Source organism: Deltaproteobacteria bacterium (assembly GCA_016180845.1).
In the GTDB taxonomy this organism is placed as follows: Bacteria; UBA10199; UBA10199; order JACPAL01; family JACPAL01; genus JACPAK01.
The window spans coordinates 622,337-644,175 of record JACPAK010000001.1; the positions used below are offsets into that span (position 1 = coordinate 622,337).

Annotated in this window: 23 protein-coding genes; 13 read left to right on the forward strand and 10 right to left on the reverse strand. The window is 50.5% G+C overall.

Annotation, left to right across the window (positions count from 1 at the left end):
• Window positions 1-34 precede the first annotated feature (34 nt).
• A complete protein-coding gene (locus HYT76_03245; protein MBI2082563.1) occupies window positions 35-2,011 on the reverse strand; it encodes an acetoacetate--CoA ligase in 1,977 nt (658 codons plus the stop codon).
• On the opposite strand from HYT76_03245, the gene ribD reads away from it, so the two are divergent.
• From ribD to HYT76_03290, 9 genes are all read left to right on the forward strand, one after another.
• Entirely contained in the window at window positions 2,010-3,023 is a 1,014-nt protein-coding gene (gene ribD / locus HYT76_03250; protein ID MBI2082564.1) for a bifunctional diaminohydroxyphosphoribosylaminopyrimidine deaminase/5-amino-6-(5-phosphoribosylamino)uracil reductase RibD, read from the forward strand. The two genes, HYT76_03245 and ribD, sit on opposite strands and share 2 nt — an antisense overlap.
• 122 nt (window positions 3,024-3,145) lie before the next feature.
• Entirely contained in the window at window positions 3,146-5,860 is a 2,715-nt protein-coding gene (locus HYT76_03255; GenBank protein ID MBI2082565.1) for a S8 family serine peptidase, read from the forward strand.
• 41 nt (window positions 5,861-5,901) lie between these two features.
• Complete coding sequence (locus HYT76_03260) at window positions 5,902-6,489, forward strand: riboflavin synthase (GenBank protein ID MBI2082566.1); 588 nt, start codon at window positions 5,902-5,904, stop codon at window positions 6,487-6,489.
• Window positions 6,486-7,727 carry a bifunctional 3,4-dihydroxy-2-butanone-4-phosphate synthase/GTP cyclohydrolase II gene (locus HYT76_03265; protein ID MBI2082567.1) on the forward strand — a complete coding sequence of 414 codons (1,242 nt, stop codon included), beginning with the start codon at window positions 6,486-6,488 and terminating at the stop codon, window positions 7,725-7,727. The genes HYT76_03260 and HYT76_03265 overlap by 4 nt, the downstream gene beginning before the upstream one ends.
• Before the next feature lie 7 nt (window positions 7,728-7,734).
• Window positions 7,735-8,211, forward strand: coding sequence for a 6,7-dimethyl-8-ribityllumazine synthase (locus HYT76_03270; GenBank protein ID MBI2082568.1), 477 nt, complete (start codon window positions 7,735-7,737; stop codon window positions 8,209-8,211).
• A 1-nt stretch (window position 8,212) separates the two neighbouring features.
• Complete coding sequence (gene nusB, locus HYT76_03275) at window positions 8,213-8,629, forward strand: transcription antitermination factor NusB (GenBank protein MBI2082569.1); 417 nt, start codon at window positions 8,213-8,215, stop codon at window positions 8,627-8,629.
• Window positions 8,626-9,150 (forward strand): hypothetical protein, encoded by a 525-nt coding sequence (locus HYT76_03280; protein MBI2082570.1) that lies wholly within the window; start codon window positions 8,626-8,628, stop codon window positions 9,148-9,150. The genes nusB and HYT76_03280 overlap by 4 nt, the downstream gene beginning before the upstream one ends.
• On the forward strand, window positions 9,143-9,940 hold the full coding sequence (locus tag HYT76_03285) for an Mrp/NBP35 family ATP-binding protein (protein ID MBI2082571.1): 798 nt from the start codon (window positions 9,143-9,145) through the stop codon (window positions 9,938-9,940). The genes HYT76_03280 and HYT76_03285 overlap by 8 nt, the downstream gene beginning before the upstream one ends.
• A 15-nt stretch (window positions 9,941-9,955) precedes the next feature.
• Complete coding sequence (locus HYT76_03290) at window positions 9,956-10,471, forward strand: hypothetical protein (protein ID MBI2082572.1); 516 nt, start codon at window positions 9,956-9,958, stop codon at window positions 10,469-10,471.
• 198 nt (window positions 10,472-10,669) lie between these two features.
• On the opposite strand, the gene HYT76_03295 is transcribed toward HYT76_03290, so the two are convergent.
• Window positions 10,670-11,518, reverse strand: coding sequence for a hypothetical protein (locus tag HYT76_03295; GenBank protein MBI2082573.1), 849 nt, complete (start codon window positions 11,516-11,518; stop codon window positions 10,670-10,672).
• A 116-nt stretch (window positions 11,519-11,634) separates the two neighbouring features.
• Here HYT76_03295 and HYT76_03300 point away from each other — a divergent pair, with 116 nt between their 5' ends.
• Together HYT76_03300 and HYT76_03305 are read left to right on the forward strand one after the other, a co-directional pair.
• Window positions 11,635-11,892, forward strand: coding sequence for a ribbon-helix-helix protein, CopG family (locus HYT76_03300; protein MBI2082574.1), 258 nt, complete (start codon window positions 11,635-11,637; stop codon window positions 11,890-11,892).
• A complete protein-coding gene (locus HYT76_03305) occupies window positions 11,882-12,223 on the forward strand; it encodes a type II toxin-antitoxin system PemK/MazF family toxin (GenBank protein ID MBI2082575.1) in 342 nt (113 codons plus the stop codon). The genes HYT76_03300 and HYT76_03305 overlap by 11 nt, the downstream gene beginning before the upstream one ends.
• 6 nt (window positions 12,224-12,229) lie before the next feature.
• Here the strand turns inward: HYT76_03305 and amrS are convergent, their stop codons facing one another.
• Window positions 12,230-13,300 carry an AmmeMemoRadiSam system radical SAM enzyme gene (gene amrS / locus HYT76_03310; protein MBI2082576.1) on the reverse strand — a complete coding sequence of 357 codons (1,071 nt, stop codon included), beginning with the start codon at window positions 13,298-13,300 and terminating at the stop codon, window positions 12,230-12,232.
• A 32-nt stretch (window positions 13,301-13,332) separates the two neighbouring features.
• Window positions 13,333-13,974 (reverse strand): hypothetical protein, encoded by a 642-nt coding sequence (locus tag HYT76_03315; protein MBI2082577.1) that lies wholly within the window; start codon window positions 13,972-13,974, stop codon window positions 13,333-13,335.
• Window positions 13,975-14,433: 459 nt separating this feature from the next.
• Here HYT76_03315 and HYT76_03320 point away from each other — a divergent pair, with 459 nt between their 5' ends.
• Entirely contained in the window at window positions 14,434-15,615 is a 1,182-nt protein-coding gene (locus HYT76_03320) for a hypothetical protein (protein MBI2082578.1), read from the forward strand.
• Here the strand turns inward: HYT76_03320 and HYT76_03325 are convergent.
• Window positions 15,572-17,146 (reverse strand): Na+/H+ antiporter NhaC family protein, encoded by a 1,575-nt coding sequence (locus tag HYT76_03325; protein MBI2082579.1) that lies wholly within the window; start codon window positions 17,144-17,146, stop codon window positions 15,572-15,574. The two genes, HYT76_03320 and HYT76_03325, sit on opposite strands and share 44 nt — an antisense overlap.
• Before the next feature lie 117 nt (window positions 17,147-17,263).
• Between HYT76_03325 and HYT76_03330 the strand changes: the two genes are divergently transcribed.
• The gene (locus tag HYT76_03330; protein ID MBI2082580.1) at window positions 17,264-17,845 is read left to right on the forward strand and encodes a dCTP deaminase; all 582 of its coding nucleotides are present in this window, start codon (window positions 17,264-17,266) and stop codon (window positions 17,843-17,845) included.
• Here HYT76_03330 and hisH read toward each other — a convergent pair.
• The 5 genes from hisH to HYT76_03355 all read right to left on the reverse strand — a co-directional run bounded on the left by hisH (window position 17,823) and on the right by HYT76_03355 (window position 21,806).
• Window positions 17,823-18,446: an imidazole glycerol phosphate synthase subunit HisH gene (hisH, locus tag HYT76_03335; protein MBI2082581.1), complete on the reverse strand. Its 624-nt coding sequence runs from the start codon at window positions 18,444-18,446 to the stop codon at window positions 17,823-17,825. The genes HYT76_03330 and hisH overlap by 23 nt on opposite strands.
• On the reverse strand, window positions 18,443-19,030 hold the full coding sequence (gene hisB, locus HYT76_03340) for an imidazoleglycerol-phosphate dehydratase HisB (protein MBI2082582.1): 588 nt from the start codon (window positions 19,028-19,030) through the stop codon (window positions 18,443-18,445). The genes hisH and hisB overlap by 4 nt, the downstream gene beginning before the upstream one ends.
• 10 nt (window positions 19,031-19,040) lie before the next feature.
• Window positions 19,041-20,255, reverse strand: a complete 1,215-nt coding sequence (hisD, locus tag HYT76_03345) for a histidinol dehydrogenase (GenBank protein ID MBI2082583.1) — start codon at window positions 20,253-20,255, stop codon at window positions 19,041-19,043.
• A gap of 2 nt (window positions 20,256-20,257) precedes the next feature.
• A complete protein-coding gene (murA, locus tag HYT76_03350) occupies window positions 20,258-21,517 on the reverse strand; it encodes a UDP-N-acetylglucosamine 1-carboxyvinyltransferase (GenBank protein ID MBI2082584.1) in 1,260 nt (419 codons plus the stop codon).
• 139 nt (window positions 21,518-21,656) lie between these two features.
• Entirely contained in the window at window positions 21,657-21,806 is a 150-nt protein-coding gene (locus HYT76_03355; GenBank protein MBI2082585.1) for a hypothetical protein, read from the reverse strand.
• Between the last annotated feature and the right edge of the window lie 33 nt (window positions 21,807-21,839).

The window sequence follows — 21,839 nt, forward strand, 5'->3', positions numbered from 1 at the left end:
CCACCGATCAGTAACATGTTTTTATTCACGATACTTATCCCTTCTGGAGCTCTCGGAGATTTTCAAATTGACGGAGTGAATCCGGATTCGCGAGGGCGTTTTGGTTCTTTACTGGTTCGTTGTGGATCAGACGTGTGACCGCGAGTTCCACCTTCTTGCCGCTCACGGTATAAGGGATTTCATTCACCTGAATAATTTTGGACGGGACATGGCGTGGTGTCGTGCCGGCTCGGATCGTTTCTCTGATTTTTCTAATCAGTGGCTCATTGAGCGTGAGTTCTTTTTTTAAGACGACAAAGAGAATCACGCGGACATCATTCTCCCATCGTTGACCAACGACAAGGCTATCGACCACCTCAGGGATCGATTCCACCTGACGGTAGATCTCGGCCGTTCCGATTCGGACACCGCCCGGGTTGAGCGTTGCATCCGACCGACCATAGATAATGATCCCACCGTGTGATGTGATTTCAATAAAATCCCCATGGCGCCAGACGTTCGGATAAACGTCGAAGTAGGCGTCGTGATATTTTTTCCCCTCGGGATCCTTCCAGAAATAAATTGGCATTGAAGGGAACGGTGCTGTGCAGACGAGTTCTCCCTGCTGACCGACGACCGGTTTTCCGCTTTCATCCCAACATTCGACCCTCATCCCGAGGCCACGGCATTGGATCTCACCGGGATAAACCGGCAGATTCGGATTGCCGAGCATGAAGCAGCCGATGATGTCAGTTCCTCCCGAGATCGACGCGAGATGCAGATCCGATTTGATATTTCGATAAACCCATTTGAAGTTTTCGACAGAAAGTGGCGAGCCGGTGGAGAGGATCGTTCGCAGGTTTTGTAGGGGCGGGGTGACACCGCCCCTACTTTGTCCAGGTGATATACCACCCTTTTCACAGGCGGCCAGAAATTTTGGGCTGGTGCCGAAATGGGTGACCTTTTCCCTCGAGGCGATCTCCCAGAGGATGTTCAGATTTGGGAATGAGGGGCTTCCCTCATAAAGGACCACAGTGGCGCCAACAGCGAGTGAGCTCACGAGCCAGTTCCACATCATCCAGCCGCAGGTGGTGAAGAAGAAGATCCGATCCTCACGTTTTAGGTCGGAGTGAAGGACAAGTTCTTTCAGATGCTGAAGGAGTGTCCCGCCGATGCCATGGACAATGCACTTCGGTGCGCCGGTTGTTCCTGACGAGTACATGATGTAGAGCGGGTGATCGAAGGGGAGTTGGGCGAAAGGGATTTCTGAGACAGGTTCAGTAGTGAGAAAATCTGTCCATTTCTCTGTAGGGGCGTATCGCGATACGCCCCTACAATCGGTATTGGGATCAGCGTATGGAACGATCACTACCTTCTTAAGTGTCGGCAGATTTTTTACGATTTCCTGAAGACGATCGAGGATGGAATGCTGTTTCCCATTGTAAAAATAGCCATCCACCGTAAAGAGCGCCTTTGGTTCGATCTGACCGAATCGGTCCAGGACCCCTTGCACACCAAAATCAGGGGAGCAGGAGGACCAGACAGCACCGAGGCTTGTTGTGGCCAGCATCGCGATAACGGTTTCGGGAATGTTCGGAAGGTAACCGACGATGCGATCACCCGGTTTGATCCCGATTTTTTTGAGAGAGGCAGAGACCTTGGCGACCTCTTGATAAAGCTGTTCGTAGGTAATCTGCCTCGGTGCTTTCCCCTCTCCATAGGAGAGGAGGGCGATCTTCTGATCGCGGTAACGCAAGAGATTTTCGGCGAAGTTGAGCCGAGTTCCCTCAAACCACCTAGTCCCGGGCATCTTCGGCTCACCCATCACCCGGTCGTAAGGTTTTGAAAACTTGACATCAGAAAACTTCCAGATCGATTCCCAAAAGTCGGGAATTTGGCTCACGGACCAGCGATGAAGTTCCTCATAAGAAGAGAAAGAGAGACCTTTTTCTTTTTTGAGCCAGTTCTGGTAACGGCTCATGTTCGAAGACTTGACTCGTTCGACAGAAGGTGTCCAGATCGGTACCGTCATGACGTCGTTAAAGCGCGACAAAGAATTCATGTCAATGGCCCTTGCTCTTGCAAGGCGAGGTTTAGGTCGAACCTCACCCAATCCCGCAGTCGGGTGTGTGATTGTAAAAAAGAGTAAAGTTCTGGCGACCGGTTTTCACAAAAAAGCTGGTTTTCCTCATGCCGAGATCGAGGCGATTCGTTTGCACGGGGCAAAACTGAAGGGCGCCACACTTTACGTCAATCTCGAACCCTGTTGTCATCTGGGTCGAACACCCCCCTGTACCGATGCGATCATCCGGAGTGGAATTCGAGAGGTGATTGTCGGGATGAAAGACCCGGATCCGAAGGTTTCCGGAAGAGGGCTTCGTATTCTTCGGAAGGCTGGCATCAAGGTGCGTACCGGTGTTCTTCAAAAGGAGTGCGAGGAACTGAATGAGGCGTACCTTGTGCATCGCAGTCAAAGACGTCCCTTTGTTATTCTGAAAATGGCGATGACACTGGATGGGAAGGTGGGGAGGAGAGATCGGCAGGTAAGGATCAGCGGTAGAGAGGCGATCCAATTTGGTCATCAGTTGAGGAATGAAGTGGATGCAATCCTGGTCGGGCGTGGGACTGTCCTCAATGACAACCCACGTCTGACGACACGACTTGAGGGGAAGAAGGGAAAAAATCCGATACGGATTGTTCTGGATTCGAAACTTAAGTTGTCACCGAAGGCTCGTGTTTTTCGGATGCCGGGGGAGACGATTGTGGTGACGGCCAAAAAGGGGCGCGTCGATCTGAAGGACCTTCTCAAAAAATTGGCGGAGAGAGGGATTGTCTCACTCCTTGTTGAAGGAGGGGCTGAAATTTGGGGTTCTTTTTTGAGGGAGAAACTTGTGGATAGGGTCATCCTCCTTCTTTCACCCAGAATCTTGAGGGATGGAATTTCGGCACCTCTTGGTCAGCTCTTTTCCAAAATTCAGGGATTCAAAAGTCAAAAAATAGGGTCCGATCTCTTGATCGAGATCAACCCCCAACCTGAGGTTTAAACCCCCCAACTGATCCAGGCCTTTTTTAGGGGCCCCATTAATTCTCAAGTAATATTATATAGTTACATTTAAACTCCCCGACCGGTTTATGGCACCCTGTTTGCTATATCTTAGATCTGATGATGAAGAGACTCCTTATATTCGTTCTGGCGCTTTATCTTTTCCACCCGATCTTTGGGTGTGGGAAAGGGGGGGGCAATGGGGCGGAGGGATCTACCTCTTTAAATCCTGTTTATGACCAACTTGCCGGTCAGTGGTTTGCCGAGACCCCCAATGCGGATGGGGAGATTATTGTCCTTCGCTTCGAAAATACCGCTGAGGTTCATAATATTGCTATTGATGCGGTTCGTCCTACCGGTGAGAAGGTAGCGGTCGATAGCGGTACCTTTGCTATTAATGAAAACAAGCTCGATTTTGGGTTGGCCAAGTTAGGTCCGCTTTCACTGCAATATGCCCTGAATATGACCCCTCCGGAGCGTCTCACGATCGAGAAAGAGGTTTATGTCAAGGTCGGTACCCAAGGGCCGACGCTCTCGGGTCAAATCCAATTAACGCAACTTTCTGCTGATGAATTTGTCACCGTCTCTTCTATTGTTCCTCCCCATATCCCCGGCGAGATTATTGTGAAGAGCGGTCGCTCCTCGACACAAGCGCTCTCGGTGCGATCTTCCAATCAAGGGACCGGATGGAAAAAGATCAAATTGGATCTCCCCAAAATTTCTGCCTTATCGGTTCAATCTAATCAATTAGGCGAGAGGGTAAAACATTTTAGAGGTCATGAGAAGGATGTTCAGAAGGTCGAAAGAGATGCGATGGCGAAATGCCGTCAGGAAGGGAATACCTGTACTTACAATGTGATTGTCAAACCGGCAGCGGCACCGAATGACCCGAAGTGGGCTGATCAATGGAATCTGAAGATGCTTAATATGTTAACTGTCTTCGAGGATCAGATCGATGAGTTCCCGGCTCCTTCTTCCGAAAAAGTAACGGTAGCGGTTATTGATACCGGAATTGTCTCGAATCACCCTGAATTCGAGAGAAAGATCCTGCGTTCTGAAGGGCGAGTCTGGGGGTATGATTTTGTCACTCAAGAGATTGAGAACACCGAAACCGGCGAGATGATCGATGATAATTTTTCACTCGATGGTGACGGACCCGATCCCGATCCGACGGATGAGGGGGATGAAAGATTTAAGGAAGACCCGAGGATCCCTGATACGATCAGCAGTTGGCATGGGACCCACCTGGCGGCGATTATTGCTGCCGCTCGAGATAATGGCGTTGGGATCGCCGGGATGAATCAGAATGTAGACATCCTCCCGATCCGCGCTGTCGGGCGAAACGGTAACGGGACGACCTATGATATCGCCCAAGCGATTCTCTACGCCTGTCGTCTGCCAAATATTGCAGATTGCGATTTTACTTATAAAAGAGACGCCTCAGGGAATTTCGAGCTTGATGCGAGCGGAAAGAAGCAAATTATCCCCGGTGACGATGGGAACTATATCGATGAGACGACCTGTATCTACAAATACAGGCGGGGGACGACCGGTCCTGATCGACCTGTGGCGGATGTAATTAATTTAAGCTTGGGGCTTGCGATGTCGGTGGATGATGCCGAGGTGATGCTCGATGCGATCAATGATTGTCTCCAGAACAATGATCCTAACAGAAAACCGCCTCTCTTTGTTGCTGCGGCCGGGAATGATCATTTGGGACCGGGTTATTGTTTTGATGATGCCACACAACGTTTTGTCCCGAATCCAAACTGTCAATTTTATCCTGCAGCCCATTACAAGGTTTTGAGCATTGGTGCCGTAGCGGGGAGCGGTGCCTTCGCCGCCTCATATTCGAATTATGGTCCGCGGCAGTGGGTTGTTGCCCCTGGAGGATCTTCTTCTCAAGGTGTCTTGAGCGCCGTGCATCCACTCGCCGCAGATGGTTATTGGGATCTGATGGGGACCTCTCAATCTGCTGCCCATGTCTCAGGACTCGCCAGCCTGCTCTTTTCTTACAAACCGACTCTTTCATACGCGGATGCCGCTAATATTATTGCTGATACCGCCGTTTATTTGGGAGATGCCGCCGAGGGGCAGGATGATAAACAAGGTTATGGATTGATCAATCCGCGTGGCGCCCTGTTTTCCGCCCTGGGATTGACTCCTCAGGGGGCCCCGAAGTTGACAACCTCGGTGAAGGAGCTTGATTTCGGGATCTATGGTGAGAATGCAACCGTGATTCTTTACAATTCCGGTGGTGGGGCCTTGGAACTCTTGGAGTATCCGACGATAACCGATGATGGAGGAGAGTGGCTGACAGTCCAGAAGAAGAAGCTGATAGATCCGACCGGCACCGCCCCATGGGCCCTGCAGATTCATGTCGATCGGTCCAAGGTAGGGCAGGGAGAATACTTTGGGAAGGTGGTTGTGAAGACCAACGGAGGTCGTCAGGAAGTCGATATTGCGATGAAGGTCGAATCGTTCAGTCTTGCCGGTGCGACGGAGGTCGACAACCTGATTCGCAGGGCCTCTGACCTTTTGAGTGGCAACTCCGGTTTTCAAAACAAAGCCAACTTTGGTGATGTCTATATCTTCGCCGTCAATGTCGATACGGACCAGAGGTTCTATGTAAAGACCAGTTTTGAGGCCAATTACAACTTCTACATGATGGTTCCCGCTGGAAAATACCAGATTGTTGCCGGTGTTGATGGGAATAACGACAAGAAAATTTGCACCTCTGAGGATTCAATCTGCCTCGGTTTCCCAACTTATGCCCAACCACAGACGATCGATTGTTCGGAGGGGTGTAAGCCGGGGAATATTGCGATTACCTACTAACTTGACGGTACCCTCCTAGCCCGCTACCCTAGAAGTCATCTATGTTTTCAGGAATTGTCGAAGGCAAGGGAAGAGTCCATCAGCTTCGCGGCTCCAAAGGGAAGGGGAAATTGGAAATTTCCTCTCCTTTTTCTTCTTCTTTGAAGAGGGGGGATAGCGTTGCCGTAAACGGCTGCTGTCTCACGGTAGCTCATAAGAAAGGGAAAAAGATTGAGGCCGATCTTTCTTTAGAAACGTTACGTATTACCAACCTTGGAACATTAAAGGAAGGGGATGCGGTTAATCTCGAACGCCCACTCCGACCGATCGATCGATTGGGAGGGCATCTGGTTCAAGGGCATATCGATGGAGTTGGAACGGTTTTATCGATCCAGAAAAATGGCAAAGGCGCAACGTTTGAGATTGGACTTCCTCGGAGTCTCTGTCGTTATCTGATTCCGAAAGGTTCGATTGCTATCGATGGTGTGAGCATGACGATCAATGGACTGAAGAAAGATCGCTTCAGTCTTTTTATTATTCCACATACGCTAAAAGTGACGACGTTGGGAGAGAGAAGGAGAGGGGATCGGGTGAACTTGGAAGTTGACATGGTTGGGAAATACATAGAGAAATTCGTGGGACAAAGATGAGTGAAAAAAGAGAAAAAAAGGTCTCTTCACTTCAAGGTGTAAAGGGAAGGATTGAGGTAGCCCTCGAGGCGATTCGTCAGGGGCGGATGGTGATCCTTGTCGATGATGAAGATCGCGAGAATGAGGGGGATCTTGCGATGGCTGCGGAGAAGGTGACCCCTGAGGCGATCAATTTTATGGCCAGGCATGGGCGTGGTCTTATCTGTCTCTCTCTGATGCCGGGAAAATGTGAGCAACTGAGTCTCTCACCAATGGTGATGGACAACACCTCCCCTTTTGGCACTGGATTTACCGTTTCGATCGATGCACGCGAGGGGGTAACGACAGGGATCTCTGCCGCTGACAGGGCCAAGACGATCCTCAAGGCGATTCGAGAAGAGACCAAACCGTCTGATTTTTCCCGCCCGGGCCATGTCTTCCCCCTTCGCGCGAAAAAAGGTGGCGTGCTTGTCAGGAGTGGTCAGACGGAAGGGTCGGTCGATCTGGCCCGACTCGCCGGTTGTCAACCGGCAGGTGTGATTTGCGAGATTATGAACGAGGATGGCTCGATGGCCCGAATGCCGGATCTGGAAAAATTTTCAAAGGAACATGGTCTGCTGATTGTTACGATCGCCGATCTTATCAGTTACCGGATGCAGCATGAGACCCTGATCCGGCAGGTCGAGGAGGCCGATCTTCCAACAGAATACGGACATTTCCGCATGATCGCTTTTGAAAATGAGGTGGATGACTTGACGCATGTCGCCTTGGTCATGGGGGAGATTTCTTCCGACAAACCAACCCTTGTTCGGGTGCACTCTCAATGCCTGACGGGGGACACCTTCGCCTCGAAACGGTGTGATTGTGGTCGGCAGATGCATGGCGCGCTTCAGATGATTGCGGCTGAGGGGAGAGGCGTTTTTCTCTATATCCGTCAGGAGGGAAGGGGGATTGGTCTTTTAAACAAGATCCGTGCCTATGCCCTCCAGGACAAGGGGTTGGATACGGTCGAGGCGAATGAGAAACTGGGATTTAAACCGGATCTGCGTGACTATGGAATTGGCGCTCAGATTTTATCGGCACTTGGTTTGAAGAAGATGCGGCTCATGACCAACAACCCGCGGAAGATTGTTGGTCTGGAGGGGTTCAATCTGCAAGTGATCGAACGGATTCCGATCGAGATCGAACCGGAGAACGAGAACATCAAGTATCTTCGCACCAAGCGGGACAAGTTGGGGCATTTACTTAACAAGGTATAGGTATCCTTTGGTTGCCTTTCGTGACAAAAAAAGACCACCCCTTTCTGCAAAGGGACTACGATTTGGGATTGTGCTGAGTCGCTACAATTCTTTGGTGACCGATGAACTCCTTGCTGGAGCGAGAAAAACTCTCTCGAAGTATGGGGCGAAGGAGGTGGATCTCCTGACAGTTCCAGGCGCCTTCGAAATTCCCTATGCCCTGAGAGGTCTTGCTCGAAAGAAAAAATATTCCGCGCTGATCGCCTTGGGGTGTGTGATTCGTGGTGAGACGCCTCATTTTGAGTATATTTCGGAAGGGATGACCTCTGGCGTGATGAGTGTCATATTGGAAGAGGAGATTCCAATTGCCTTTGGTGTCCTGACGACCGATAATTTAAGACAGGCATTGGAACGTGCTGGAGGGAAAGTCGGTAACAAGGGAGAAGAGGCGGCTTTAGTCGCGATTGAGATGGCTTCATTAAAGAAAAAGAAATGGAGAGTTTAATATGGGACAGAGACGCAAGGCGAGGGAACTCGCCCTTCAGCTTCTTTATCAGATGGAGATGCAGGATGTCGGACCAAAAGTGGTGATCGATCGCTTCGCAGAATCCGAGGAATATCCTGAAGAGGCCAAGAAATTTTCTTATGAGCTTGTCGAAGGGACCTACCGGAACCGTCGGGAGATCGATGAATTGATTGAGAAACATTCCTCCCACTGGAAGATCGCACGGATGTCGGCTGTCGATCGTAATATTTTACGTTTGGGGGTCTACGAGCTCTCTTACCTCAATGATGTGCCGACCTCTGTGGCGATTGATGAGGCGATTGAAATTGCCAAGAGGTTTGGGACAGAGAATTCCGGCGCTTTTATTAATGGAATTCTTGATAATATCGCGAAAGATGTGAGAAAGGATCCTCGATGATTCAATTGGTACTTTCTTCGGCTCCTCTTGATGAAGTCCCTGGCCGCGTGGCGTTAGCGACTTTTTTTGAGGACTCGCGACCGTTGCGGGGCTCTACCGGGCTTATTGACTGGCGACTGAACGGCCGGCTCTCGGAGCTGATTCTTCAGGGTCGGCTCTCGGGGGGGTTTGCGGAATCGATGATCATGCCGGCGGCCGGGAGATTGGCTACTGATGAGATCCTCCTTTTTGGTTTGGGGCCGATCACGGAACTTTCTGAGGATCGCTTGGAGACTGGTTTTTCACGCCTGATCGATAAGCTCTATCGTCTTCGTTCCCCTGTTGTGGTGGTCTCTTTGGGAGATCTCGCGCGTGATTTTATGGAATGGCGATCGATTCTTCGAAGCTTCATGAATCAGGTCAATCAGAAGCTCGAAAGGGAAGACCTTCAGATCGTCTGTGCCGAGAATGCGAAGTGGATTCAGGAGGCGAGGCGGAGGAACATGGATTTCGGAATCAACGTCGAGCTTTCCTATGCCTAATCGACTTCCAGGAGTTAAATCGGTCATCGCCATCGGGAGTGGTAAGGGGGGGGTTGGCAAGTCAACCGTCGCGGCGAATTTATCCCTCGCCTTGATGCGGGAAAAATCGAAGGTCGGTCTCCTCGATGCCGATATCTACGGCCCTTCGATCCCGATTATGTTTGGAATTCCGGAAGGGGAAAGGCCGACCGTTGCTTCCGGAAACCGAATCATCCCCCTGAAGCGATACGATATGCCGCTGATGTCGATGGGGTTTCTGATGGGCTCGAAGGATGCGGTGATCTGGCGTGGTCCGATGCTGGCCAAGATGTTGCAGCAGTTTCTGGAACAGGTCGATTGGGGGGAGCTCGATTATCTGATCGTCGATCTCCCGCCGGGGACCGGGGATGTGCAGCTTTCGCTCTCGCAGATGATTCCAATGACCGGTGCCGTCGTCGTGACGACGCCACAAGATGTCGCACTCGCGGATGTGCGACGCGCGATCAAGATGTTCGAGATGACGAAGGTTCCGATCTTGGGTGTCATTGAAAATATGAGTACCTTCGAATGTCCTCATTGTAAAAAAGAGTCGCGGATTTTCGGTGGCAAGGAGGATCGATACAAAGATTGGGGGTTCCCCCTCTTGGGTTCGATCCCGATTGAGGTTGAGACGCGCGTTGCCGGTGATGAGGGGAGTCCGATTGTTGTGAAGGAGCCGAAGTCAAAACAGGCGGACTGTTTTCGTGAAATCGCGAGGAAGATTAAGGAGTTTCAGGGGAGGCAAGAGGAACTGAAACTCCCGTCACTTTAGTACCAGTCATTTTTTATGGAGCAAGTTCTTACAGTTCTCAACAATCTGGAATTGGAGGGGGTTATTGAGCGTTACGCCTTGGCAGGTGCCACTGCCCTCCTGTTTTATGCTGAGCCTGCGTTAACCTATGATCTCGATGTCTTTATTTTCCTACCCGAAACGACGAAAAAGAAAAGGGTCATCGTTGATATGGGACCTCTTTACATCGCCTTGCGGCGCAAGGGTTATACGCCAAACAAGGAACAGGTCATCATTAAAGGCATTCCCGTTCAGTTTATTCCGTCCTATAATCCTTTGGTGGATGAGGCGGTCAGGGAAGCGGTAGAAAAAAAGTATCAAGGGGTTCAGACAAGAGTCGCGCGTTTGGAGCACCTCTTGGCGATCATGATCGATACCGATCGGTCAAAAGACAGGGAGAGGATCAGAAAACTGTGGGAAGAGGTCAAGCTTGATAGACATCGGTTGCGGGAGATCTTGACTCGACACAAACTGATCAAGAAATGGGAGTGGACAATTGGGAAAATTAAATAGACAGATCAAGAGAATCTTTCAGTTAAAGCAGCAGAGACGGAGGGTGTTGGCGCGTCTTCCTGTTGAGGAAAAATTCAGGATCCTGCTCCAGCTGCAGAAGATCGCTAGCCCGATCCTACTGTCTCGCGGTTTAAAGAGAGTGCCGTGGCAGGGAGGCAAGAGGAACTGAAACTCCCGGCGGTTTAATATCTAAAAAATTCATTCCGGCCGATCACAGTATAAGACGGCGTTTTCTGTCACCTGGTTTTTCATTTCTGTTGCGTACTGGTAAGAAGTGCCGAGCCTGTCAAACGCCTCCTGAAGTTCGCATCCTAATTGGGGCAGGGCGGCCCAAGGCTGCCCATTGTTTTCACTCGCCCTATAGTATTTGAAGGGGAGAAGCTGGCTCAAGAACTCGACATCACCTGGATCTTTTGAGAAGAAGAGGCTCAAGCCTTCGACATGTGACATCAGGTTCTTTACGAGTCCGTCATCCCTGTGAATTACACTTTGCGTTGCAGCAGCCAAGTTAACACGTCGAAACAGTTCACGTTCGAAGGTATCTCGGGCAGAGTTAGGTAATGCGTCCAAGTATCCAAAACCTCTGGCTTGCTGCAGGATTGGGACAGCCAGATCCCAAAGTTCCTGATCCACAAACATGTTAGGGGCCCAACGGGTCACCCAGGGAAATGTCATTTGATGAGGTGTGAATTTCTCCTCATCAGCGATCTCCATTTTGCCTTTGAGTTTCTCAGCCTCATCCGGTGAGACGAAATCATCCTTATAGGCTGCTCGGAGATCCTCAAATAAGGCAAAAGATTTCGGGTATTTGCTAACCAGCGCGGTGAATTCCCTCTGCGTCAGGCGATCCCCATCCAGATAGGCACTCATGAAGCAGTAATAGGGGGTATCACCGATCAGTTGGACGGGAGGTTCAGGAGGAGATGGCGGTAGTTCCGGGGGGTAAAGCATCGCAGTACTCTTTCTCCACTCCCGCGCAAGTACGGCTGCTACAACAATGGCAGCAGAAACCACGACCCCAGCAGTGATGATATTTCGAGCATTCATAAGTCTCTCCTTAAAAGAGTTTGAAAAACTGAACAGCACAGTTGTCGGTGCGGCTGGATTTAAGTTGCGCATTTTTTTTAATTGAACCCATAGAGAAAGTCAGGCATGATAAAAGCATGAAACATCATGCTCAAAAATCCTCTTTTACTCTCCCCGCCTCTGAGATCCCCCTTGTCACGAAGCTTCGAGAGGAGTTGGGGCTCAAGTCGAATACGGAGGTCATTCGAAGGGCCCTCAATGAGCTTAAGGAGAAGATTAATCGAGATCTCCTTCGCCGCAGGATTCGGGAGGCCTCTCTTTTGGTCCGCTCGTCGACTCAAAAGGAAATAAAGGAACTGGATCACTTGAGTGGTGAAGGGCTCGATGAAGATTAAGAGGGGATTTCTTTATCTCGCCGATTTGAATCCGCGGTTCGGAACGGAACCGGGGAAATCCCGACCGGTCATCGTGATACAGACAGATCTTCTCAATGGGGTCGATCACCCTTCTACATGGATCCTGCCTTGCACGACTCATCTCACGGAGGAGAATTTGCTTCGCGTTCGGTTGCCTCAAGGATGTGCCGGGAATGAAAAGGAATGCGATGTGATGGTCGACCAATCTCGATCGATCGATAATAAAAGGTTCCAGCAGCAGTTAAAGCGCCTTCCAGACATTCTTTTTGAAGAAATAATTGAGAAGCTCAAACAGGTGGGTGAGTTGTAATAAGATTTAATCCCATCTCCCTGGAATTTTGAGATTACACTTTGGGCACAATCCACCCTTTTTCAGGTGATACGAGATGACCTCAAATCCGAAACGTTCTATCAAGAGTGTGTTGCACGACGGACAATAGGTGTTCTCACGCGTCCCAACCTCGCCTGGCCGATTGCCGGGATAGACAAACTTTAATCCTTCCTCCTTTCCGATCTCGTAGGCCCGGGTCAGGAGATCGATCGATGTATTGTCGTGGTCCTTCATCTTATAGTCTTTGTGAAAGGCGGTTACATGCCATGGGATCTCTTTTGAAATTCCAGACAAAAATTTCGCGATCCCCCGGAGTTCCTCTTCGGAATCATTAAAGCCAGGAACGATCAGCGTCACGATCTCGAGCCAGAAGCCCATTTGATGGAGTCGACCTATCGTATCGAGTACCACCGAAAGGACGCCGCCGAGTTCGCGGTAGTGCTTATCCTGGAACCCCTTGAGATCCACTTTATAGAGATCGACCCACGGTTTGATGTATTCCAAGACCTCCGGCGTGCCGTTTCCATTCGAGACATACGAGGTGATCAGTCCCTCTTTTTTGGCGACCTTAAAGATCTCCACTGCCCACTCACTCGTGATGAGAGGCTCGTTGTAGGTACTCGTGACAATCCGTGCCCCGGCCTCTTTTGAAAATTTCACGAAAGCAGTCGGGGTAATCGCGCGTGGTTCGGCGGTTGACTTCGGATCTCGGAGTGATTGGCTCGTGAACCAATTTTGACAATACCCGCAGTGGTAATCACACCCGAGCATCCCAAAGCTCATCGCGAGCGAGCCGGGGTAGGCGTGGAAGAACGGTTTCTTCTCGACCGGATCGAGCTGGAGCGCGCCGACATACCCGTGTGGGACATAAAGTGTCCCTCCCTCGTTGTATCGAACGAGACAGATCCCGCATTTTCCTTCGGGGATCACGCAACGATGCCCGCAGGAAAAACAGCGGAGTTTTCCTCCCTCCAGTTTTTCGTAGAGTTCCCCCTCTTTTGTGTACTTTTGAAGTACGCGAGCGAGCGGTTGAAGTTCAGGTGCTGGGAGGGCCATGGGGTAATGATAGAACTGTGGCGGAGTGATGTCTAGAATCGCCTCGTCTTCACCTTCGCCTCCCTCAGGAGGGCGGTGGCGATATCGGCAAGAGGGTAGTGGGCGTTGTAGACCACCTCGGCGATGCCGGAGTTGATGATCATCTTGGTACAGATCAGACAGGGAGAAAAGGTCGTGTAGAGGGTCGCGCCTTTGATATTGACCCCATGGTAGGCCGATTGCGTGATCGCGTTCTCCTCGGCATGCGAGCAGTAACATTCCTCGAGATTTTTTCCCGAAGGACCGAAGGTATTGCAGCGAGGGCAGCCTCCCTCGTTACAATTCCTCACACCACGCGGGGTCCCATTATAGCCGGTCGAGATAATTCTCCTGTCTTTGACGACCACCGCAGCGACATGTCGTTTGATACAGTTGCTTCGGAGGGAAACCATCCGGGCGATGTCGATGAAGTAGGTATCCCAGTCAGGCCTTAGTTTTTTTTTTGATAATTTAAGGAGGGTCTTTCGGATCTTCTCGTGGAGTTGCTCGAGCGTGCCGTTGTTCTCGAGTTTGATGTCAGCCAACTTTTCAGTAGCAATCAATTGTTGGGATGCAGGGTTCTTGCTTTTGAATTCCCTTTCCTCTGTCTCCACAAATTGTTGAAATGTCTTGGGATCGTTTTCACGTCCCCGCATCTTGATTCGTTCAAAACGGATCTTTCGATCGGCGCGTACATTGATGAGAAAAAAATTCTTCTGCCGTCGGAGAACCTTGACCTCTTCGGGATTTCGGATCGAATCGATCACATAGTTTCGGTCGGGTTCGAGTTTTTGAAGTGTCATTTCGGCGAGGGCACCACTCCCATGTTTTTCTCTAAGACGGGTTCCTTCAGCGATCAGTTTCTCTCGTGTGATCTTCTGCCGCTTTTTCTGGAGTGATTCCCGAATCATGTCGGAGAGGGAGTGGTACTCGAGGCCGCAGATCTTCAGGAAGTTGGCGACTTCTCCTTTTCCCGATCCATTTTTCCCGGTGAGACCGATGAGCACGTCCGATTTGATGCATCGGTTTTGGTGATTCTGCAAGTTTAATCTGAACTCGAAAATGCCGTTGCTTGTTTTCTGCAAATATGGTTTCGGTCGACAGGGGGGATTTCGATGCCTTTGATACCGCCTTTCCTGACGGTTCCGGACGAGGCAGTTAATTTCCTGAGTCACCCTGTCGATTATATCCAAGGCAACTACAATCAAAAGGCAGCCAATGACTCTGATTATGGCTTGCGTGACCGTCCTCGTACCGTTGGTCGTATCGCTACCGGTGTAGCGATTTTTGGAATCGGTTATGGACTTTTTCATCTAGCGAACGGTGCCTATGTCGATGCGAATGTCCGATGGGGTTTGCTGTTCGGGAAGTTAGTTCGGGCCCCATTTAGTTCTCAAGTCCGTGGGGCATTGCAAGTTCACTTGAGAGAGACCCATATTCCGTTTCAGCGTTCGATGGCCTGGTTTGGACTCTATCTGTTTTATTTCCTCTCAACTCGGGTCATCATGGAGTGTGCTGGTATCAGTCGTGCCCGGGGAGGGGATGGGTCTGTGCTGAGCTGCATCAACCCAACTCATTGGCGTTGGAATGAGATCAATACGAGTCTGATCGTTGCCGATGCGGCCCAGGCTGGTTACCTGGCCCCCCTTTCCCAAATGACAGGGCCACCGGTCTTCAAGATGGTGGAAAAGATTTCGAAGGAATTGGGAGTGGCGATCGACATTCGAAAGACAAGCCCGGTGAGGTGGTTCCCATGGTTGAAGAAAATTCCGGTGTTGGGTGTTTTTGGCAAGCCAGGTGTCCTGCTCCGTCTGGTTGTGTTGACAGTTTTGGGAGGGATTACCGGTGGTCTTGTTAATGTTATTCGCAAGGTGATGATCGGATATTCCGATAAGGAGGTCTTGAAAACAACCTTCTGGAGGTCTTTTGTCACACCGTTGCCAGGTCGGATCGCCTATCTTTATCTGAATTCAAAGGGGAAGGGGCATATTTCGGGTTATGCCTATGATGTGATTGGACTTGCCCTCGTTCTTTATTTTGAGATGCCCAATATGATGAGGGAATCAGGGTCTCAATACTACCGTTTTGTTGCGCAGCGGTATTTTTATTCGACAGACAACGGATATCGCTCCGAGAGGCGTCGAGAGATGAAAGAGATCGAGGTGGGGCTCTCGCGTCCTGTCGAAGATCCGGAACTTGCCGATCTTTTTCGAAGAGAACGCGAGAGGATTTCAGAGATCAAGAGGGAGTATTTTATGAGTGATTTACCTTCTTCCCGAAGAAACGAAGAATCATGAAAAGGGCCATGCTTCCGATACCGACAAGAAGGTAGGGAGAAGCTCCATGCCCTGCCGAAATCAGTGCTATCATGCTGATGACTCCTGCGAGGACCGCATATGGCATCTGGGTCCTGACATGGTCGATGTGGTCGCAGCCGGAGGTCATTGAGCTCATGACTGTCGTATCTGAAATGGGTGAGCAATGATCGCCAAAAACGGCACCTGCGAGGACCGAGCTGACAGCAGAGTAGAGAAAGTTTTGGGCATCCACGGGGTTTAGACCTGCTGATTGTGCCATTGCCCACGCCAGGGGTGTCGTCAGAGGCATCACCACTGCCATTGTTCCCCAGCTCGTGCCGGTGGCAAAACTGATCAAACAGGAGAGCAAAAAAATAAGGAAGGGGAGCCATCCATAAGAGATCTTGCCTGTGAGGGCCCCGACAACGAAATCAGCGGTTTTAAGCTCCTGGGTCACACCGGCCAGTGACCAGGCGAGAAGAAGGATTAGACAGGCGAGCAGCATTGATCGGATACCGCCAAACCAGGCCTCCATTGCCTCTTTCAAAGTAAGGATTCGTTGTCCGATTGAGAGCAGAATGGCGATCGCGCAGCCGGAGAGCGATGACCAGAAGAGGGCATCGCTGGAGGAGGAGTTGGCGAGGATATTGCGAAGCGTCCTTTCGCCTCCCTGCTGGGTAAGTGTGTTTAGCCCCGTGATGTAAAGACCGATCAGGGTGATCACGATAACAGCTCCAACAGGGATACAGGCGTTGTACCAACGCTTTGGGATATGGGGCGCGACAGCGATCTCTTTTGACTCTGTCAAATCAGAGGCAGGCTCGGCACCATCGCGGAGAAGCTTTCCTGTTGTTCGGGCACGAATTTCTGCCTTGGCCATGCCTCCGATATCACGATTGAGCGCGATCATGATCCCCATCAGAATGATCGTGAAGATCGGATAGAAACGATACGGAATGCTCCAGAGGAAGATGGAAAAGGGATCCTGGGCAAATCCTGTCCCTTGAAGGGAATCTCGAATAACGCCGATCTCAAATCCGACCCATGTTGAAATGAATAGACAGGCAACAGGAGCGGATGTTGCATCGACAAGAAACGATAATTTTTCCCGTGAAATTTTGAGTCGATCGGTGATCGGACGCATTGTATTTCCCACGATGAGTGTATTGGCGTAATCGTCAAAGAAGATCAGGATACCGAGGAGATAGGTGACGAGTTGACCACGTTGTGCCGTCGTTGCAAAACGTGTTACCACTTTAACCAGTCCTGCCGTTCCTCCATTTTTGGTAATCAAACCAGCCATTCCTCCGAGCATCATTGTAAAAATCAGGATGGCAGCATGATCGGGATCGGCCAAAGCCGGTTTGACGTAATGATCCAGAGTCATTAGAAAAGAGACGATCGGGTTATAATGATAGACAAAAAAACTTCCTAACCAGATGCCGGCAAAGAGGGAGAGAACTACCTGTCGGGTGATAAGAGAAAGAAGGATTGCAAAAAAAGGAGGGAGGATGCTGAACCATTCGGGCATCTTTCCCTCTGCTAACGTGGTCACTCCGAAGTGGCAACCCTTTTTTAGCGAAAAGGGTTGCAGTCTGTTTCGAAGAAGGCGTATAGGAGCGGGCGTTCCAAAATGAAGGAGACACTTATGGGTATTAAGCCAGACAAATGGATCCGACAGATGGCGCTTGAGGCGAAGATGATCGAACCTTTTGCGGAGTCTCAAGTCAAGAAGCCGGAGCATGGGAATCTTCCAAAAAACGTGATCTCGTATGGTCTTTCCTCCTACGGATACGACATTCGTGTCTCTGATGAGTTCAAGATCTTCAATAACAAGGCAACCGGTCTGATCGACCCAAAAAATATGGATCCAAACGCCTTCTATGATCTCAAGGGAGAGGTTTGTGTGATTCCGCCGAACTCCTTTGTCCTCGCAAAGAGCCTCGAATATTTCAGGATTCCCCGGAATGTCCTGACGATCTGCTTTGGCAAGTCAACATATGCCCGTTGTGGCGTGATCGCGAATGTGACCCCTTTCGAACCGGAATGGGAAGGACATGTGACGATTGGCATCTCAAATACCACACCGCTTCCTGCGAAAATCTACGCGGGAGAGGGGATCGCCCAAGTTCTCTTTATTGAGGCGGATGAAACCTGTGCCATCTCTTACAAGGATAAGAAGGGGAAATACCAATCCCAAAAAGAGATTACACTAGCGCGATCTGGGTAAAGGTCGCAAACGCCTTCAGCAGATCGAGTCCCACCTTCTGGCTTTTTTCCGGATGGAATTGACAGGCGAAGATAGTGTCCTTCGCGACAGAGGAACAGAACTCCTTCCCATAATCAGTCGTTGTCACGATGATCTGCGGATCCTTCGGCACGACATAATAAGAATGCACAAAGTAGACATACGATCCTTCCTGGATATCGGCCAGCAGGGGGAGGCGTCTTTTTTTGAGAAGCCTGTTCCACCCCATATGAGGGACCTTGTATTTTTTTGAGAGTTTGAAGTGGACGACGCGTCCCGGGAGAATCCCAAGTCCTTTGTGACGGCCAAACTCTTCGCTCTCTTCAAAGAGAAGCTGGAATCCGAGACAAATCCCCAGAAAAGGTTTTTTTGACTGGATCGCATCGAGGATCGGGTTGATCAATTTATATTTTTTCAAATTCCTCATGCAATCGCCAAAGGCGCCGACGCCTGGGAGAACGACACGATCTGCCTGGGCAATGACTCCTGCATCTGAAGTGATGACAGATTCAGCAGCGACGGCATCGAATCCGCGCTTGACGCTCCTGAGATTACCCATTCCATAATCAATAATAGCGATCACAAAACCCCTTTTGTTGATGGCACTCCTTTTACCCTAGGATCGATTTGAGTTGCCATATCGACCGCACGCGCAAACGCCTTGAAAATGGATTCGACAATATGGTGTTTGATTCTTCCATGTTGTACCTGAATATGGAGATTAGCACCGGCTGCGTAAACAAAACTCTCGAAAAAATGTTCGACTAATTCCAGATCGAACGTCTTAATCTTTCCTTTCTTGATGGGACTTTGATACACGAGACTCGGTCGGCCCGGGAAATCGACAGCGACGGTTGTCAGGGTTTCATCCATCGGGAGGGTGAAGAAACCATAGCGACGGATCCCTTTTTTATTTCCGAGGGCGGTTTTGATTGCTTCACCGAGTGAAATCCCGACATCTTCGACAAGGTGGTGATCATCGACATCAACATCCCCCAAGGCAGTCAGTTTCAGATTAAAGAGGCCATGTTTGGCAAAGAGCTCGAGCATGTGATTGAAGAAAGGGATCGGAGTTTTGATTCGGGAGTCCCCTTTTCCATCGAGATCGATCTCCAGACTGATCGAAGTCTCTTTCGTCTTTCTATCGACCTTGGCGGTTCGTTTCACAAAATCCCCCTTAACCTATTTTCCGATACCTTGCCAGAACAGATTCCGCATGTGCCATCAGCCCCTCAATTTTTGCAAGCTGTATGACTGTTGGCGCCAAATGTTTAAGTCCTTTTTGCGTAACCTCAATGAGACTCGACGCCTTCATGAAATCGTAAACGCCGAGCGGTGACGAGAAACGCGCTGTGCCGCTGGTCGGCAAGACATGATTTGGGCCGGCGGCGTAGTCACCGAGCGCAACGGGGCTATACGGCCCCAGGAAGATCGCACCGGCATGCTTGATTTTTTTGAGCCACCGCTTTGGATTACGGACACAGAGTTCCAGATGTTCCGGGGCGATGTGGTTCGCTCGCTCACACGCCTCTTCCAAATTCTTGACCTTGATTTTTTCGCCATGATTCCAGAAGGCTGTCTCTGCGATCTGTCGACGAGGTGTTCTCAGAACCTGTCTCTCCACCTCTTTCGACAATTTTTGAATAAAATTCCTGGAGGGAGAAATTAAAATCGGTCTTGCCTCCGGATCATGTTCCGCCTGTGAGATCAGGTCAGCCGCGATCCATGAGGGATTGGCGGAATCATCGGCGATAACCACGAGCTCTGTCGGTCCTGCGATCATGTCAATCGCGACCTTGCCAAAGACCTGACGTTTTGCCTCGGCGACGAATTGATTCCCGGGACCGACGATCTTGTCGACGGCCGGGATCGCTTTTGTCCCATAGGCCATCGCGGCGATCGCCTGTGCCCCTCCGATCTTGAAGATGTGATCCACACCTGCCAGATCGGCGGCGACCAGGAGGGCAGGGTGACCATCGCCGTTTGGGAAAGGGGTTGTCATGACGATCTCGGAGACCCCGGCGATCTTTGCTGGGATCGCATTCATCAGGACAGTTGAAGGATAAGCGGCGCGCCCTCCAGGGACGTAGATCCCGACACGCTCGAGCGGCCTCCATCGAAGGCTAAGTTCGATCCCCTCTTTTTTTGTCGTCCAGGAGCGATTTTTTTGCCGGGAATGAAACTCACGAATTCGATCTGCCGCTCTCTTGAGGGCTTGAATCGTTTGACGATCCAGTTTTCTCCAAGCGTCCCGGCGTTCCCGCTTTGAAACCTCAATATTTTTTGAAGTGACCGAAAAATGATCAAACTTTTTTGTACAGGCAAAAAGCGCTCGGTCCCCCTCGCGACGGAGGTTATGGATGATCGCCCGAACTATTTTTTCAACATTCATGCTTAATACTTTACCTTGATTCGTTTAATTCTCGCCCCGAGCTTGCGAAACTTCTTCTCAATCCTTTCATAACCGCGGTCAATATGATAAACGCGATGGATCTCGGTGATTCCTTTCGCCATGAGCCCGGCGATGATCAGTGCGGCAGAGGCTCGGAGGTCGGATGCCATAACAGGGGCCCCTGAGAGTCTTGGAACACCCTGAATGATCGCCTTTCTCCCCTCGATTCGAATATTCGCCCCCATCCTCATCAGTTCCTGTGCGTGGAGAAAACGGTTCTCAAAGATATTTTCAGTGATCACGCTGGTTCCTTTGGCCATCGTCATGAGCGCCATAAACTGTGCCTGAAAATCAGTGGCAAAACCAGGGAATGGTGCGGTGATCAGATCGACCGCCTTGACCGGCAGATGGCCGACGACATGAATCGCATCCGCCTCTTCAGTAATGGTAACACCCGCCTCGCGGAGCTTGAGGATCAACGCCTCGAGATAAGAGGGGGGGATTCTCTGAATCCTGACATCTCCACCGGTCATCGCAGCGGCGATCAAAAAAGTCCCCGCCTCGATCCGGTCCGCAATGACCTCGTGATCGCACCCTTGTAATTCTTTGACCCCTTGAATCGTCATGGTGTTGGTTCCGGCACCTTGAATTTCGGCCCCCATCTTGGAGAGCGCCTCGGCGAGATCGGTGACCTCCGGTTCCTGAGCGGCGTTTTCAATGATCGTCTCGCCATTGGCGAGGACAGCAGCCATCATGACATTTTCAGTTCCGGTAACCGTTACGGTGTCAAAGTGGATTTTTGCTCCATGGAGTTTCTTTGCCTTGGCGATGACATACCCTTCCTTGATATCAATCTTCGCCCCCATCTGCTCGAACGCCTTCAGGTGGAGATTGATCGGCCGTGCCCCGATGGCGCATCCGCCGGGCAGAGAAACCTTTGCCTTCTTGACCCGAGCCAGGAGAGGGCCCATGACGAGGACCGAGGCGCGCATCGTTTTAACGAGATCGTAGGTGGCGGTGTAACTTCGCATGGCATTTGAGGAGATTCGGATCGAGCCCTTTTTTCTCTCGATGACGAGGCCGAGCTTTGAGAGGAGTTTGCAGGTGGTGTTAATGTCGCGTAATTCAGGAATCCGACAAAACTGATTCCATCCCTCAGTCAGGATAGAGGAGAAGAGGATCGGTAGTGCGGCATTCTTCGCCCCGCTGACTTCGACGGTTCCTTTTAATCGTCGACCACCTTGAATAACAATTTTGTCCACTGAGGGTGCTTAACAGCTATTTTTTTGAGCTGCAACCCTCTCAAATTACGGAGAGGTCAGTCTTTCGAAGAGGATATCTTCCAAATCCCTGCGGCTATCGAGGAGACTCAAGAGCTGAACGACGTTTCCCTGGATGTCCTTATGAGACTAATTTTTGGAGCTTTTTCTCGAGTCGGTTAAAAAGGGTCTGGTGATCGACCGATCTTCCCGCCTCGGCATCCAGAACCCCCTGCGAAATGAGTTTTAAAAGCAGGAGAATTTTCTTAATGTCTTCTGGTGATTTAGACACGATACTCAATAAGGTGCTGAATTCGGTCCTTAT